The 16,868-nt window shown below is 44.9% G+C and carries 13 protein-coding genes; 7 read left to right on the forward strand and 6 right to left on the reverse strand.

From position 1 onward, the window contains the following. Positions 1–332: 332 nt before the first annotated feature. Positions 333–1,067: a hypothetical protein gene (locus IID12_06260; protein ID MCH8288691.1), complete on the reverse strand. Its 735-nt coding sequence runs from the start codon at positions 1,065–1,067 to the stop codon at positions 333–335. A gap of 545 nt (positions 1,068–1,612) precedes the next feature. Here IID12_06260 and IID12_06265 point away from each other — a divergent pair. Together IID12_06265 and IID12_06270 are read left to right on the forward strand one after the other, a co-directional pair. Then, the gene (locus tag IID12_06265; GenBank protein MCH8288692.1) at positions 1,613–3,976 is read left to right on the forward strand and encodes a CehA/McbA family metallohydrolase; all 2,364 of its coding nucleotides are present in this window, start codon (positions 1,613–1,615) and stop codon (positions 3,974–3,976) included. A 181-nt stretch (positions 3,977–4,157) separates the two neighbouring features. After that, positions 4,158–6,128 carry a bifunctional aldolase/short-chain dehydrogenase gene (locus IID12_06270; GenBank protein ID MCH8288693.1) on the forward strand — a complete coding sequence of 657 codons (1,971 nt, stop codon included), beginning with the start codon at positions 4,158–4,160 and terminating at the stop codon, positions 6,126–6,128. Between the two features lie 109 nt (positions 6,129–6,237). On the opposite strand, the gene IID12_06275 is transcribed toward IID12_06270, so the two are convergent. Next, entirely contained in the window at positions 6,238–6,612 is a 375-nt protein-coding gene (locus tag IID12_06275; protein MCH8288694.1) for a nuclear transport factor 2 family protein, read from the reverse strand. Positions 6,613–6,777: 165 nt separating this feature from the next. Here IID12_06275 and IID12_06280 point away from each other — a divergent pair, with 165 nt between their 5' ends. The 3 genes from IID12_06280 to IID12_06290 all read left to right on the forward strand — a co-directional run bounded on the left by IID12_06280 (position 6,778) and on the right by IID12_06290 (position 9,789). Beyond that, positions 6,778–7,614 carry a hypothetical protein gene (locus IID12_06280; protein MCH8288695.1) on the forward strand — a complete coding sequence of 279 codons (837 nt, stop codon included), beginning with the start codon at positions 6,778–6,780 and terminating at the stop codon, positions 7,612–7,614. A gap of 133 nt (positions 7,615–7,747) precedes the next feature. After that, positions 7,748–8,608, forward strand: a complete 861-nt coding sequence (locus IID12_06285; GenBank protein ID MCH8288696.1) for an MBL fold metallo-hydrolase — start codon at positions 7,748–7,750, stop codon at positions 8,606–8,608. A gap of 410 nt (positions 8,609–9,018) precedes the next feature. Continuing rightward, positions 9,019–9,789 (forward strand): DUF4382 domain-containing protein, encoded by a 771-nt coding sequence (locus tag IID12_06290; protein MCH8288697.1) that lies wholly within the window; start codon positions 9,019–9,021, stop codon positions 9,787–9,789. A 58-nt stretch (positions 9,790–9,847) separates the two neighbouring features. On the opposite strand, the gene IID12_06295 is transcribed toward IID12_06290, so the two are convergent. Then, the gene (locus tag IID12_06295) at positions 9,848–10,060 is read right to left on the reverse strand and encodes an aldo/keto reductase (protein MCH8288698.1); all 213 of its coding nucleotides are present in this window, start codon (positions 10,058–10,060) and stop codon (positions 9,848–9,850) included. 266 nt (positions 10,061–10,326) lie between these two features. Here IID12_06295 and IID12_06300 point away from each other — a divergent pair, with 266 nt between their 5' ends. Next, complete coding sequence (locus tag IID12_06300) at positions 10,327–13,059, forward strand: TonB-dependent receptor (protein ID MCH8288699.1); 2,733 nt, start codon at positions 10,327–10,329, stop codon at positions 13,057–13,059. Between the two features lie 96 nt (positions 13,060–13,155). Here the strand turns inward: IID12_06300 and IID12_06305 are convergent, their stop codons facing one another. Then, on the reverse strand, positions 13,156–13,971 hold the full coding sequence (locus IID12_06305) for a tetratricopeptide repeat protein (GenBank protein MCH8288700.1): 816 nt from the start codon (positions 13,969–13,971) through the stop codon (positions 13,156–13,158). A gap of 317 nt (positions 13,972–14,288) precedes the next feature. On the opposite strand from IID12_06305, the gene IID12_06310 reads away from it, so the two are divergent. Further along, positions 14,289–14,498 carry a dodecin domain-containing protein gene (locus IID12_06310; GenBank protein MCH8288701.1) on the forward strand — a complete coding sequence of 70 codons (210 nt, stop codon included), beginning with the start codon at positions 14,289–14,291 and terminating at the stop codon, positions 14,496–14,498. A gap of 87 nt (positions 14,499–14,585) precedes the next feature. On the opposite strand, the gene IID12_06315 is transcribed toward IID12_06310, so the two are convergent. Beyond that, a complete protein-coding gene (locus IID12_06315; protein ID MCH8288702.1) occupies positions 14,586–15,869 on the reverse strand; it encodes a RagB/SusD family nutrient uptake outer membrane protein in 1,284 nt (427 codons plus the stop codon). A 63-nt stretch (positions 15,870–15,932) separates the two neighbouring features. Further along, positions 15,933–16,868, reverse strand: a 936-nt coding sequence (locus tag IID12_06320; GenBank protein MCH8288703.1) for a TonB-dependent receptor, incomplete at its 5' end; no start/stop codon positions are given.

Raw genomic sequence — 16,868 nt, forward strand, 5'->3', positions numbered from 1 at the left:
TGTTTTTGCGATAAAAAATCCGGTCAGGGCAAGCCCTGACTCGCACCTGTAAATAACAATAGCGGGTGTGGCGTAGTCATCCCGAAGTTTCGGGATGACTACGACTGACGAAAACCGAATAACGCAGGCACCCCGAAGTTTCGGGATGACTGCGCCACATCGACAATCGGCATCACTGGAGAGTGCGCAGTCCGATACATCGATCAATACGATGGGTTTAATGAGGGTTAGTGCGGTGAAAGGGAGTACCGGGCTGTGGAAGGAATTATCTGTAGCTTTTTCTCAAAAACTTATTTGAACGAAGCTGCTCTTATTATCAGGTTTTTATAGAATTAACTTTTGTAAACTTCGTTTGCTTCACTTTCTTGAGTAATAAAATTATAAATAAGCATTATACAAATACCGAAAACCATTGATAACAGCGCTAACAAAACGTTATTCAAATCTGACGATACAAGTGAAAGCCTAATAATTATAGTAGATATAACAAAACCGGCGTTTCTGAACACGAGTTCGTAGTGGCTTGTAATTGCCAGGGACAGGATCAGTAAAAGCACATCAATGAATATCATGGCGATAAAAAAGTCAGAATAAAATTCATTATCCCCTAAAAATTCAAATGGGATTCCTTCTTTTACTGAATGCAAAATATCTGACGAAAAATTAATAAGGTTGCTTAACACCAATGCTATGAGGATAACTATTAAAGATACTGCAAGAGTTTTTTTATCATTGATGAATTGAGATAAATTATCGGGTTTCTTCAAAAATTTCCTCTTAATTCTTAACCGGTAAAATATGGCTACAAGAAGAAACATCAGCATTCCGCCAATCATGTCAACAAGAATCGGTTTAAACAATTGTACATAGTGGGTTAGATCGGTCAAATTTTCAGCTATGCCTATATCCTTAAACACCCTACGAATAGTGATAAGTGATATTATTTCATACTGTTTCCCAATTGATACCGTGAGAGATTTAGGAATTGCCGTAATCAGTAAAACGACTTCAAAAAAAAGTATAAAACTAAACGGAGTATGAATTGCCGAGATGTAATGAGGATTCAATGCAGATAAAATAATCGGAACTTTATCGAGGTTATTCGTGAGGAAAATTAGGAATATGTGAATTAAGAATCCGAACAACGCAAAAATAATTACGGTCTGTTTGAACCGGTTGATGTTTGCAGCAGCAACTATTATGTCATACAGTTTCGCTAATCTTTCGGTTATTATTGCCCGTAAATGTAAAATGTGTTTATCCTTTATTTATAATTTTTTTAAGTAATCGATATTTCGCTAACTTGGAGAGGACAAGATAAGGTGAAATATTATTCATATTCAACAAAAACTTGCTGATTCGAAAATAGTGACTACTCGTAAGATGATGTTCCTCAAACAAAGTTTTCGCGGCGTTTGGGCTTGCCCCGACGCTTGAACCGGATAGCGGGATTCTTCGTCATCCCGAAGCTTCGGGATTTCTCAGAATGACAGAATTCGGTGTGGCGTAGTCACCGCCGTTGGCGGTGCCTGCGATAAGCATTTCGTTAAATGACAGATTGTAGATAATTTCAACTCATTATCACTCTTATGTCGTAATTTAGAATTAATTAATGAAAATAAAACGCCGCACAAAATTTGCGATCATAGTTTCTTCAACATTAATTGTTACGGTTTTGTTAACCCTGACAATAGTTCGAATCAACCGGAGCCTGAATAAAAAAGATGTATGGCTGGAACTTAACATCACAGGCATAGACACAGCCGACACCGCATGGGTCACCCCATCTGAAGCGCTGTCAAGGAGCGAAGGGAGCTGGACGTTCAGCTATGTACCGGGAAAGTCTTTTTCCGACAGGGGTGAAATCATTTTGTTGATCCCGGCGGGATTTATGGCATCAACCAAAAGCTGGACACAGCCGCAGTCTACAAATTCCGAGTTTCCCGGGTATGTTACCGTTCGTTCGAATAATAGATCAACTAAGATCAAAACTACGATATTCAGGGATTCATATGATTATCGTGTAAGATGTATTTTCACCGAATTCCCTCCCCAGATCGGCGATACGATTCGGATAGTTTACGGAGACAGTTCAATATCCAACAGCGGCAGGGCGCTAAGCCATGTCCATGCAGCTGATTATCGTTTCCCATTGCTCATCGACAGGCATAATAAAAGAGAATACTCCGAAACGGCTCCGATACCCACCGTAAGGATCAAAGCCCGTCCGGCAAAACAATTTCTTATCACAGCACCCTCTATCATCAAAGAGAGCGAAGAAGCGAAATTGATAATAGTGGCTTTAGATGAGTATAACAACGTTGACGGAGAATTCAGCGGAAAGCTTACTCTGTCATGCGATAAAGATCAGGACTGCGGCGTTCCGGACTCGTTCTTCTTCAATATCAGCGATTCAGGCAGAAAAGAAATTCATATCTCTCCGAAAGAGGGAGTGCATCAGATATTCGCCTCGACCGGAGACCGGATTCGAGCGAAAAGCAACCGATTTCTGGTTCGGTCGGAAAATCCGAAATACCGTTTGTTCTGGGGAGATCTCCACAATCACAGCGACTTAAGCGACGGGACCGGATCGTTGGAAGATTTTTACCGGTATGCGAGGTTCGCTGCAAACCTCGATTTTATCTCTCTGACGGATCACGATCACATATTCAAGACTTTCTACCTCAGGAAAGATGTTTGGAACGATATCAAGAGTGCAGCTAAAAGATATAATGTCGAGGGCGAGTTCGTCACGTTCCTCGGCTGGGAATGGACTCAGGAAGAAGGCGGGCACAGGCATGTGATTTATCCGAATAACAACGGAAAACCGATTCCATTTACCGACTATCCTACACCGCCGGACCTCTGGAAAGCGTTGGAGGGAACCGGAGCTCTAACGATTCCGCATCATGTTGCCTGGGGTTCGCGGAAAATAGATTGGACCTACAGAAACGATGAATACCAGAGGTTGGTGGAAATATATTCACAGCACGCCGCGAATGAATATCAGGACAACCCGTTGGATCATCTGAACAAAAAGGACAAGGCACCGGGTCACTATGTCAGAGACGCTCTCGCGATGGGGCATAGGATGGGTATATTAGCCTCAAGCGACGGTCATTTCGGATATCCCGGAAACGGATGGATGGGAGGAGCAACTGCGCTTGACTCGACATCCCGTGGAACCGGATACGTCGGGATATATGCGGAAAAACTGACTCGTCAATCCCTATTCGACGCTCTCATATCCCGCAGGGTTTTCGCCACTACCGACGACAGAACTATTTTGGAGTTCAGCGTAAACGGGAATATGATGGGTTCGGAAATAGTTTCGGAGGAGTTGCCTCTGATAGAGGGAGCCGTTTATTCACATACTCCTATCAAGCAGGTAGAGATTGTAAAGTTCGATGGTAAGAATTATACTTTTGAGTCAGTCCCCGTAATTACCGGCGAATCTCAAGTTGAGTTCAGCATGATCGACTCGCAATTCGTGCGTGATTCGTTTTACTACCTCCGTGTGGTATCGAGGGGAAACGCAAACGATAGATACGCTTGGACCAGTCCCGTGTGGGTCGATAAATCGATTGGGAACGAGATCTCCGAGCTCCCTTCTTCAGCTGTCAAGGGACAGTTGCCGGGGGCAGCCTTAAATAACAAAACTGAGCTGCTTTATTCGTTTTCGGTGAATAAACCCCCTTACACAACCGGAGGGACTATCAGTTTGGAAGCTTACGACATAAACGACTCGTTAGAAGTCTCAATGTACGTAAACGGAATATATGTTAAGAGTTTAAATCAAACGGAACCAAACAGCTGGAGCAATACTCAGCGGATAGCCATCCCACGTTATCTCGTGAACAGCAAAAATATAATAAGATTTGAAAATGAAAAAAATCTCTTAAATAAGGAAATTTCTGACTGGGGAGTCAGGAACGTGAGGTTTACTCCGGGGAGCAATAGCATTGATATCCGTTAAAACCTATCTCGCGGAATCCTGTTATCAAATGATAGAATAATGACATATTTAGCTAACGGAACGGTTTGCTTATTCATCTGCTTCCGAGCTCGCTTCTTGTTTATAATCCCGGTAATAACTAAAATTATGCATATTCGTTGAGTATTAACAAATATCAGTGCGTGCAAGCGGGAGAGACTATATGAACAGCCTTTGGGATGACGGAGAGGGAGGAAAATATTCGAACGATCCACTTGCTATGCGGGTATACAGTTCCCGGCTTCTCGGCTCCGAGCCGAAGTTGGTTTTACACGGCGGCGGCAACACGTCGGTTAAAATCAGAAAGAGCAACATATTCGGTGAAGAGGAGGAATTGATATATATAAAAGGGAGCGGATGGGACCTGGCTACGATAGAGGCGGAGGGGTTTGCTCCCGTGCGGTTGGACGTTTTGAAGAAGATGGCGGAGATTCAAAGTCTCAGCGATAGTGATATGGTAGAAAATCAAAGGGCTGCAATGACAGACCCGGCAGCTCCGACTCCCTCGGTAGAGGCGATTCTTCATGCGATAATACCGTTCAAATATGTTGATCACACGCACGCCGACGCCGTAGTGACACTGACCAATACTCCGAATGGAGAGGAAACGATCCGCAATTTATACGGCGATCAGGTGCTTGTTGTGCCTTACGTAATGCCCGGATTTATCCTTGCGAAAAAGATTCGGGAAATGACCTCGGATTTTGATTGGGAGAAATGCGCAGGGATGATACTGATGAGCCACGGAGTTTTCAGCTTCGACGATGATGCCGGGCGAAGTTACCGGAAGATGATTGATATTGTCACTCAGGCGGAAGAGCATATCGAAAAAGAGGGCGCGGGCTCTCTGTCGCTCGCCGAAAGCCCTTTGGAAAACTTGAAAGCTCTGTCAGAAATTCGAAAGCGAGTTAACGACGTCAGGGGCGCACCGGTTTTAGCTCTGCTCAACAACGATCCTGGGTCAGCAGGTTTCGCCGGACTTGACAATGTTGATTCCATCGCTGCAAGGGGACCTCTGACACCCGACCACATTATCCGCACGAAACAAACGCCGGTGATGATAGACAGTGATCCGGAACGGGATATCGCCGAATATTCCAAGAACTACGAGAAATATTTTGATCGAAATAATCCCGGAGAATTGATCCCGCTCGACTCCGCACCACGTTGGGCGGTATGGAAAGGGGTGGGTACGATCGCATTCGGGAGGAGCCTCAAAGAAGCCGGGATCATATCCGATATTGTTGAGCACACTATTTCGTCTATACAGGTAGCCGAAGCTCTCGGCGGCTGGAAAGCCCTACCTGAGAAAGACCTTTTTGACATAGAATATTGGGAACTCGAGCAGGCGAAGCTTGCACACTCAGGTAAATTAGGTGAATTTCAGGGCATGATAGCGTTGGTGACCGGCGGCGCCGGCGGGATCGGCAAAGCGACCGTTGAAGCGCTGCACAAGAGAGGCGCAGTCGTTGCCGCACTTGATATAAATCCCGATATCGAAGGTATCTTTTCTGAAGATGGGATTATGGGAATCAGCGCCGACGTGACAGATGAATCTGCGGTGAAAGAGTCGATTGACCGGGTGGTCAGAAATTTCGGCGGTTTGGACATCCTGATAAGCAACGCAGGAACATTTCCGAAAAGTGAAAACATATCCGAGATTAACAGCGACACGTGGCAAAAGAGCTTAAACCTGAATTTGACGAGTCATCAGCTTCTGCTCAAGTCATGCATACCTTACTTAGAAAACGGGTATCTACCGTCCGTTATCATCGTTGCTTCAAAAAACGTTCCCGCACCGGGACCGGGCGCCGCCGCCTACTCAGCTGCCAAGGCAGGGTCGACTCAACTCGCGCGGGTAGCGGCTTTAGAGCTCGGAGCTGCGGGGATAAGGGTGAACGTTGTTCATCCTAATGCGGTGTACGATACAGCAATCTGGACAAAGGAAGTGCTTGAAGAACGCGCTGAATATTACGGCATGAGCGTCGAAGAATATAAGACCGATAACGTGCTTTCGACCGAAGTTTTATCCCGGGACGTGGCAGAGATGATATGCGCTATCGCCGGCACCGCTTTTTCCAAAACCACAGGAGCTCAAATTCCTATTGACGGAGGGAACGACAGAGTGATCTGAACTTTCTCCTGTTTTTCGCAAGAGACGGCAATATTGTGTACAATCAAAAGGGCTCCCATCCGGGAGCCCTAGATTTCGGTCGAAGTTCGATATAATGATAAGTCCGGGTCTATTCTGCCGGAGCAAACACCGGAGTAGGGTCGGCGTAAACATGATACTCTTTTACAAGATCGCCATCCATCTTTAACTTATTCAGAAACGGAATTGTAACTATCGAATCATCCAGACGTGTATAACTTACTTCACCTATCATATAAACCGTTTGTCCATCGTCGAGGACTCTCGATTCGTGCACATTATGGCTGATCCCTTTGAACCCGCTGAAAAACGTTTTTACGTATTCCCTCACTGCCTCACGCCCCGTTACTGCTGGTTGGCTTCCATAACGGAACTCGCCGTCTTCCGCGATAAACTCGCTGAATTTGTTCTCATCCATCGCATCTATACTTGCGATAAGTTTATCCATCCATTCGTTGTCTGGCATAATTTTTCTCCCTGATTGTTAGTAGCATTAAGTTAGTGCTTAAATTAAGCACTGCGAAAAAAACGTACAAGAAGATTTATTTCGTTCAATTAAACATTTTTCTGTTTAATACATCTAACTATCAGATACGGGATACTTTAACGGCAGCACGGATAAGGCTGTTGGGTGATAATTCCGGCAGAAGAGAAAAAGGTAAATGCAGAAAACGAAGGAGGTGTCGAGATGAAATTGATCGGACTAAAACTGGCTTTTATGCCGTTGATATTATATTCCGTTATCATCAACAGCGGATGCGCGGGGCAGAGCGAGGAGATTTATTTAAGACCCGGAAAACAGATCGCTAAAGCGGACGTGAACCTCGACAGCGGATCGATTACTCAAACAATTGAAAACGTGGAACTTTCCGTCAAAGGGGCGATAATAGCCTCACGGGATGGAGAATCTCTTCATCCGACATTCTGGGTGACGGTTAAGAATAACCGCGCCGGTAAAATAACGGTTAACCCTTCCAAGGCGCGGCTGGTTGACTCATTCGGCTTTCAATTCAGACCATTACCGATGTCATTCAGCGGTGGAACAAGTCAGGAATCTTATTATACGGTTGTAGACCCGGATATCAGAATGTACTTCGCCCTTAGACATGGATGGCATTACTATCCATTCTATCCTAAGAGCAGGGGGCACCGAAGGGGTCGATCGCATTGGATAAGACCTATTCACTATGACCCGCATTGGGGCTTCAGCAGCAGGGTGGTCTGGGTAAAAAATATCAGGAAGAAAAGCAGCCGGAATAAACTTCCCGACAGAATGGAAGAGATCTACAACGGCGCTAAAATAACCTACGTGCTTACGTACCCGGAGCTCAACAAAGAGGTGCAGGATTACAGATTGATCATACCCGGCATCAGTGTAATAGATGAAGATGGAAGCGCCAGAGAGATCATATTTGAGACCGGTTTTGATCAGATCACGGAGATAGATTCCGGAACTGATTCAAATTGATAAATTCTGTAATATCACATTTGATATAACCTACAAGCCCCTCGGAAATGCCGGTTTTCGAGGGGCGCCTCTCTTTATCTCAATCGATCAAAAGAGCTAAGGAGAACGGGAACGTGTAACTCTCGTTCAGGAATTGGGCAGCGGTCTTTTCTGGATCACAAACGGGGTTTACCAGAGCATATTTCTGACAACCGGCTCCGGAGTAATCGCCGTGGACGCTCCCCCGGGTATTGGAGAGAATTATCTGAAAGGAATAGCGGAAGTAACGGATGAAAAGGTCACGCATGTAATTTACAGTCATCCGCATGCCGACCACATCAGCGCCGCTAAAATGTTCCCGCCGGATGCGATCTATATCGCTCATGAGGAGACCTTCAGGATATTATCCGAGAGAGAAAAGGCCGAAAGGAAGTATCCGTTCGGCTATTATTCCGGTGGAACGCCGGTGCCTCTGCCGACAGTTACCTTTTCAACCGATTACGTGCTTGAAGTGGGCGGACAAGTCCTCGAGCTCTCATACCGGGGGCTGAATCACGAGCCGGGCAATATATTTATTTATGCGCCGGAACAGAAGGTATTGATGCTTGTAGACGTTATCGACCCCGGATGGATACCCTTCAAGAGTCTTGCGCATGCAGACAATACGTTTGGATTCGTAAAGGCGTTTGACGAGGTCATGTCTTTTGATTTTGACATATTTATCGGCGGGCATCTGAACCGCCCGGGGACGAGGGAGGACGTCGAGCTGCACGGCGAATATATGTCGGATTTAGAAGAGAATGCGGCGATAGCGATAGGTGCGGTTTCATTCTCGAATATCGGAAAAGAAGTGGGCTTTGCCAATCCGTACTTTCTGTTCGACAGCTATCTTGATGCCGTCGCTAAAGAATGCGAGGATCTTATGCTCCCGAAATGGACAGGCAAACTCGGCGGAGCTGACGTGTTCACATTCGACAACTGCGCGCAGATGATTTCAAGCCTGAGGCTCGAGTAACTGAACTTCCCTTTCGGCATTTACACGTTGCAATAAGTGACGTGAATCACATTATAATGTAGTAATTGTGATAATTTAGGTAAATATGACTCTGTGGCAATGTATCTTTGAAGTAGTCTCAGTGTAAACTGCTTTATAAGTTAGCGATACAGAGAATTGAACGAATGACAAAGAGCAGAAATCAGGATCAGAAAGAAAAGATTTTTGAGATATACCATTTACAGCCGTTTAAATTATGGGATTATTAATCTCAGCCTGTTTACGGGTTCGGCGTTGGCAGGAGGTGATATCAGCATTTTAATTAACGCGGAAGATGATGCTGCTCAAATGAGAGACAATTCGATAAATTATACGAAACCTTTACCGGCGTCAGACGTTAAAACGGATATAAATTGAAATCAGGAGAATTTATGTTAAAAAGTTTAAGCATGGTTTTATTATTCACTTTTTTATTTCTCGGGTGTGAGGATGACATCTCTTCAGGCAGCGGGACTTTTAGAATAGAGGTCTTCGACAGCCCGCCGCCGGTCAGCGTCGAAAGCATTTTTATTACTATCAAAGAGGTAAGCGTTCACAGAGCGGGGGGAGAGTGGGATACGCTTTCTCAGCCCGAAGTTACTCTCGATTTTTTAGAACTCATTAACGGAGTGACGGCGCCTTTAGTGGACGAGCCGCTTGAATCGGGTGACTACACTCAGCTGCGACTCGTTGTCGCTGAATTAAATACGGTGGTCATCGACGGAGAATCGTATCCTTTGAAAATTCCGAGCGGTGCGGAAACAGGCATAAAATTAAATCTTAATTTCACTGTGGAGGATGATGAGATAATCGAAGTCATGATCGATTTCGACGCATCGAAATCTATAACGTGGACTCCCGGTAATTACAAGCTTCAACCTGTATTCAAGGTTTTCAAGAAAGTACTCTCAGGCACGGTCGCCGGATCGGTGAAAGATATCTCAGGCACAGGTATAGTCAACGCCGTCGTGACTGCGACGGGATCAAACGACGATGTTTCCACCGTCACGGACGACACGGGCGCATATAAGTTGATTTTACTCGAAGGCAGTTATTCTATCGGAGCTTCCGCGGACGGTTTTACCGGAGCCGATATTACTTACACGGGAGTGCAGGTTCAGGCGGAATCTAATCTGACCGGGTTCGATTTTATTCTGAACTGATACGCAGTATAGGTTCGCGCACTTTTTACGCTGCAACGGTCGGATCCCAACCGGTAATTTAATTCTCATTCAATCCGTTCAGGGTTTCCATCTCCTCATCGGAGATGGAGGAATCTAATATTCCAGAGTTTTCTATTATCCGTTCTTTTTTAATATATTCGGGACTGACTATAAAACCGGGCTCGATAACCCACCGGATCAATATCTGTGCGGGAGTTTTATCGTAATTAGCAGCTATTCTGATATTGAAGATGAATGATTGCGGAGACAAAAATTATTCTATTAAAAGTGAGAACCGGGAATCGATAATTTGAGAAGTTGAATATTTTTTTACTCACTTGAGGAAATGCTTGCAAAAGATGAAGTTGAAATGTTATAATACATCATACCGGAGGTGACAATAACTTTGGGTGCGCATAGTAAGACCTGCCTATTCACGGCGAGAAAATTCAGTGGAATTAAAAATGTGGTTGACAGGCGTGCTAAAATATATTATATATATGATGCTCTTCAAGCAAAAGCAGTTGTGATTACTGCATGAACTACAAATCCAAAAAGGAGGTTGACATGTCGGGAAAGATTATTTTTATCTTCCTAACAGTTCTCTTGCTGCCCGCGATGTTGTTTGCGCAGCAGGGTTCTGTAACGGGTACGATCACCGATGAAAGCACAGGAGATGCTATCGTCGGAGCTAACGTGGTACTTCAGGGCACAAGCATGGGAGCTGCAGCAAATACAATGGGCGTTTATACTATATCTAACGTTCCTTTGGGCGACTACACGCTTGTTGTTACCGCCATAGGCTATACTAAAGCCACCGCGGAACTGAGTATTTCTCCGGGAATGACAAATACAGTGGATGTCGGTATGACTTCTGAAAGCGTCGAACTATCCGGGCTTTTGGTTGTTGCCGCACGCGCAAGGCCACGCGAAACCCCGGTTGCGTTCACAAACGTGGATAAAGCCGACATGCAATTTCGCCTCGGTTCCAGGGATGTACCGATGATATTGAACACGACTCCCGGTGTGTATGCAACGGAACAAGGCGGAGGCGCGGGTGACTCCCGTATAAATATCAGAGGATTTGACCAGAGAAATGTAGCAGTAATGATCAATGGAGTTCCGGTCAACGACATGGAGAACGGCTGGGTGTACTGGTCCAACTGGGACGGTTTGGGAGATGCTACCTCCTCAATTCAGGTTCAGAGAGGATTAGGCGCTTCGAACCTGGCTATTTCATCCGTCGGCGGAACAATGAACATACTTACGGATGCTGCGAGTCATGAGAGAGGAATGAGCCTCAAACAGGAGGTGGGAAACGGAAGTTTTTTTAAGACTACAGCGCTGTATAACACAGGTTTACTGGATAACGGTTTTGCAGCGACCATCACAGCAGTTAAGAAAACCGGAGATGGAATCGCCGACCAAACCTGGACGAACGCCTGGTCTTACTTTGGAGCGCTGAGCTATAACGCGAGCGATAACCATAAATTCGACTTGTTTATTGTAGGAGCGCCTCAGAGGCATGGTCAGCGCATTTATAACCAGCGAATTGCCCTCTGGGATGCGGAATTCGCAAAAGAGGTGGGCGTTTCTCAGGCGGACATAGACGCTGTAACTGAAAGAGGCGTCAATTATAATCCTAACTGGGGTCCGATCAAAGCTGCGGATGAAAAAGATTTGCAGGAATACTTTAACGGTGAAGTTCATGACATCAGGGATGCAAGTGTTCTGATGGAGCGGGAAAACTACTTCCACAAGCCGCAGTATAACCTTAACTGGTACTGGAAGATAAAGGAAGACTTTCATCTGACGAGCGTCTTTTACGTTTCAATAGGCAAGGGTGGCGGAACGGGCGGTTACTTTGGTGGGGACTGGTTTGGATCGGATAATGACGGACAGATCGACTTTCAGACTGTTTACGATAAAAACAGCGCCAATATAGACGCAACCTACAGTGGCACAGAGAATCGAAGTACGTTCGTGCTCCGAAATTCGGTGAATCTGCATAACTGGTACGGTTATATCGGAACTGCAAAATATCGTCTCTCGGAAACCATGAAGCTCACCTTTGGAGTAGACGTTCGTCAATACAAGGGTGAACACTGGCGTGAGGTTCGAAATCTTATCGGCGGGGACTACTTCATAAACACAAGCAATAAGAACCCCGATTATACCGCGAATCCCAATGCCGCGGTAAAACGTCTTGGAGACAAAATAGCATACCATAACGACGGCTTGACACGGTGGTATGGCGGCTTCGCTCAGGTGGAAAACAGCAGCGGTCCTCTTACAGTGTTCGGTAGTCTGTCGCTTTCTCAAACCGGGTATAAGCGCGTTGATTACTTCAACGTGAATCCCGATGTCGGCCCCGCAGATAAATGGGAGACCGATTGGGAGAATTTCAACGGAAGCACTATTAAAGCCGGAGCCAACTACAACATAAATGAAAACGTCAACGTATATGGTAATGTCGGCAGGCTTTCAAAAGCCCCGATATTTGATGCGGTCTATAACTTCGACAACACGCTTTACCAGAATTCTAAAAACGAGACGGTAAATGCAGTTGAGATCGGATCAGGTTACCGCGACAGCAAGTTGTCCGCAAATGCAAATTTCTATTACACAAAATGGCTGGATCGGTCATGGTCTACATCAAGTCGTGTAGTAAATGAGACTTTCTACTATCTGTTAGCAGGAATTGATGCTTTGCATACCGGAATAGAGATCGATACCCGCTACAAAGCGACTGAGCTGGTAGAGCTTACCGGAATGGTTTCGTTTGGTAATTGGGAATGGCTGAACGACGTGGAGGCGAAATTCTCTCCGGAGGCTACACTTGATACAATACTTGTGGCAAATGTTTATACAGACGGTCTCAAAGTATCGGATGCCGCTCAAAAGACCTTCGCTGCCGGAGTTACAATAAGACCGACAAGCGATATCGCCGCTAATCTGACCTTCAAGAGATTTACTGATCATTACGCAAGGTTCGATCCGGCGGATAGGGACGATCCGAATGACAAGGACGATCAGGGTAATAGGACTCAAGCGTGGAAGATACCGGACTATAATCTCATAGATCTTCACGCGAGCTACTCTCTTCCGCTTGGCGGGGTGAATGCTGACGTAGGGTTCCATGTATTCAATCTTTTGGATACGAAGCACATCACGGATGCCACTGATGGAGGTGACCACACCGCAGCGGATGCATTTGTCTGGATGGGACTTGAGAGGCGCTGGGTCGGCTCGTTCAACATATCATTTTAATCTCCACCGGAGATTATCTTAATAGGAGTAAGCCCCCTTTTCTAAAGGGGGCTTACTTTTTGTAAAAAATAGATGTTTGGGGATAGAAATCAGTAATTAGTTATTTTGGGAGAATAATCTTAAATAATCCTGTTCGGACATTGCTGATGCGAGGGTATCGATAAACTTGACATCGACCGCTGCTCCGAGTCTCCGGGCGATATGTAAGTTATGCCACGACGATTTATAATCATGAAGAAAATAGTAAGCCACCGCCATGTAATAATACGCGGAATCCCGTAACGGATTAATTTCAGTTAACTTTTGTAAATGATTAAGTGAACCATAAAAATCTTCCCGGATCAATAAAACGACACCCAAATTCAGTAGGGCGATTTCAAATTGGGGATTGACAGCCAGTGCATTTCTGTATTCTCCCGCGGCATCATTATATTTGCCGGAAAGCTCATACACTCTTCCGAGATTTGAATACGCCTCGACCAGATTATTATCTAACTTTATTGCAGTTTTATAATAGTTCTCAGCCTCTTCCAGCCGACCAAGCTTATGATAAACAACTCCAAGGTTGTAATGCGCCGTCGGATTTGTTGGATTGATTGATATTACCCTATTTATATAGCTGATAGCCGAAACCTCATCTCCTTTCTCAGAAGAGATGAACGCTAAATTCAGCAGGGAGGTTATGTGGTCGGGATGATAATAAAGTGCGCTTTCATATTCGATTGTGGCGGAGTCGACGTTACCTTTGTTGTAGAGCTCTATTGCATTATTGAAGTGTTTGTCAGCGAGACCGGGTGAAAAGAAATTTACATTATCCGCAACGGCAAATACGTTCTGCCCATGGAGCGGCTGATGGGTTCCCACAAATAACATGACTAACGCCGGGACAGTTATTTTTAATTTGGTCGTCATGTTCATTTCCTTTCTTCGTCACCATCTGTTCAATTTTGCCCTTTTATCTCCGCACCGCCTCTTAATAATGTTATCGGCGTCAGGCGCGCAATATTTAGCTCTTGAAAATAAATTTTTATTTAAAGTGCTTTTGTGGAAGATTGAACTTTCATAATAGTCTTATCGGTTTGAAAACACGCACGTTGAAAATCGTGATAAACGAACTACGGCACCTCAAGTAATATTATAATTTTATTGTTTCTGAGAAAATTTTCTGTTAAGGTATAGCAGAGAGTATTCAGTCGTATTTAAGCATAAATAATCAGAGGAGAATCACCATGTCAGACAGTGTTTATAAAGTAATAGAATTGGTCGGAACGAGTTCAAATTCGTGGGAAGACGCAGCAAAAAATGCCGTTGAAAGGGCAGGACAAAGCTTAAGTGATTTGCGTATCGCCGAAGTAAAGGATCTGGATATGAAGGTGGAGGATGGCAAGGTAACGGCGTTCCGCGCAAAGGTGAGCCTGTCGTTCAAGTTTAAGAGCTGATTCTGAATAAAGTGTAACTAATAAGGGCTTACCGGTTTCGGTAAGCCCTTATTTTTGGCTAAAAAGGAATCTAACGTTAATCTAAGGTTATGGGATCTCGGTTTCGGGAATCGGGAAATTGATTACCATTTCATCACCAGCGCGGTCAATAGGTAAATCAGCCGTTTTGCCGTATCGCCTCATGTCGATCCACCTGTGTCCTTCGAGGAAGAGCGAGTAGCGTTTTTCATGAAGCAGTATGTCAAGAGCGTTAGTTGCATCGAGAGTAGGTGAGTCAGCCAAACCAGCTGCTGCTCTAATTACGTTTATATCTAACTCTGCGGCTGGGTAGTTACCAAGTCCGATATTTGCTTCTGCCCGTAGAAGAATCAACTCCTCATTCCTTATTATGGATACAGGATCGATAGAGCTTGAAAAAACTGTTATACCTAAGTCGGTAGACAGGTTGTCAAAAGTTGCCGATGTCGGACGCTTAATGACCTTGGCGGCGAATCGGGAGTCGCCCGATTCAGCATCCGTTTCAAAAGTGGGATGTCCCATAAGCTTAATTACGTCAGCGGTGGGTGATTCGAACATATTATTGCTCAGATCTCCAAGACCGGAGCCGTATACATGATATACACCAAGATTTAAATCCCCGGTTTCATCTATGAACGAATTTTCAAGGGCTGTCAAAGCGGTGGCATATTCTCCCATATAAACTGCAACTCTTGCTCGAAGTGCTCTGTTGAATTGAGCAAATGTGGCGGGAGCATCGAACCCCTCAAATCCGCTCGACAGTTCAAAGATAAAAGCATCTCCGCCGTTTCCCAGATCAGTGTCAGCTTCGTCCAATAAGTTCGTTATAGCTGTAAAAGACTCTGATTTAGAATTAATCGGCGTGAGTTCACCCGAAAAGTCGAGTTGAATTCCGTTCTCGTTATGCAAGTTCAGAGTCAATAACAATTGATACGCCTGGATAGTCTTAGCGAAGCCTTCTAATCCTGCTTTTTCGTCAGCGAGATCTGCTCCAATAAGCTGAGGCGCCTTGATTTTTAGAAGAGTTTCCGTGTTACTGATAACATTGTATCGTGATATCCATGGCCTGGTAACAAGGAAACCGCCCGGATCAAGCCTGTTATTCATAAGTTCACCGGTATATCTCGGATCGGCAGGTTCAAAGTAATATGCCTCTCTTCCGATAATAGACACATCACGCAAATAGATCCATAGCTCAACTCTCATTCCCGCTTCAGCACCTGTAACAAAGTTCTGAAGGGGAATATCTTCGGCGATTTCGATAGTAGGCGCGTTCGGATTGTCAAAACCAAGTTCACCACAACCTATAAATGCTATCGCGGTTAAAATAATCAATATGGGTTTAAAACTCATAACATCCATCCTCTTAAAATTATTAAATATTTTATTGGTAAATTTCATAGTTCTCTCCACCTGTTACATTCCGAATGAAACGTTAAAGAAGAAACTTTTCGCAGATGGATATGGTATTGTATCTACAGACCGTCCGATAGCCAGGTTACCAAACTGACTTACTTCGGGATCGTACCCAAGATAGTCTGTAAACATGAGTAGATTTCTGCCGGAAATTCCAATTCGCAAATAAGTCAATCTACCTCCGAACCATCCCTGAACGGTCTGTTCACTAAAGTTATAAGAGAGGTTCAGTTCTCTCAATTTCCAATATGAACCGTCTTCGATGTATGGAGCCGTTTGAACTCCGAGAACCGTAAGACGTCCGACTCCGTTGATTAAATCGACCTTAGGAGTGTTCGGATCATTATCATCATCATATTTTCCGACAGTTTCGTAATCACCGGACGTACCGCCAAGATCGGTAAGAAGTTTACCGAGGTTTATGACATCGCCACCCTTCTTCCAATCCCAGAGGAATCCGAGATTGAAATTGCCGAACCTGAGGCTGTTATTGAAAGACATCTGGAAGTCAGGGGTTTCGTCACCGAGTTCGAGATGATTGCCGTCGGCATCCGTCTCCGAACCGACTATTCTCGTTGGAGAAACACCCTCTTCAATCCGGTAAGTGCCTAAGAAGGTAGCAAATCCACCTGTATTGTAGGGAACGACATCTAATTTGGTAATCTCCGACCTGGTCCGGTAAAAATTAATGCGCGACAGCCAATTGGTATTTCGGCTGCGGATTAAATTAAGACCGAGTGAAAGTTCGATACCCGATGTTTTCATCTCACCACCATTTACGATTTCGAATTGATATCCGCTGGAAGCCGGAAAGCCAGCAGTCAAAAGCAGATCGGTGATGTTTTGAGTGAAATATGTGGCGTCAAGCGTCGCCTTTTCATCTAATCCGGTCCAATCAAGCCCCAATTCTATTTCCCGGGTTCGTTCGGGTTTTAT

Source organism: Candidatus Neomarinimicrobiota bacterium, from assembly GCA_022567655.1.
Lineage (GTDB): Bacteria > Fidelibacterota > SORT01 > SORT01 > SORT01 > JADFGO01.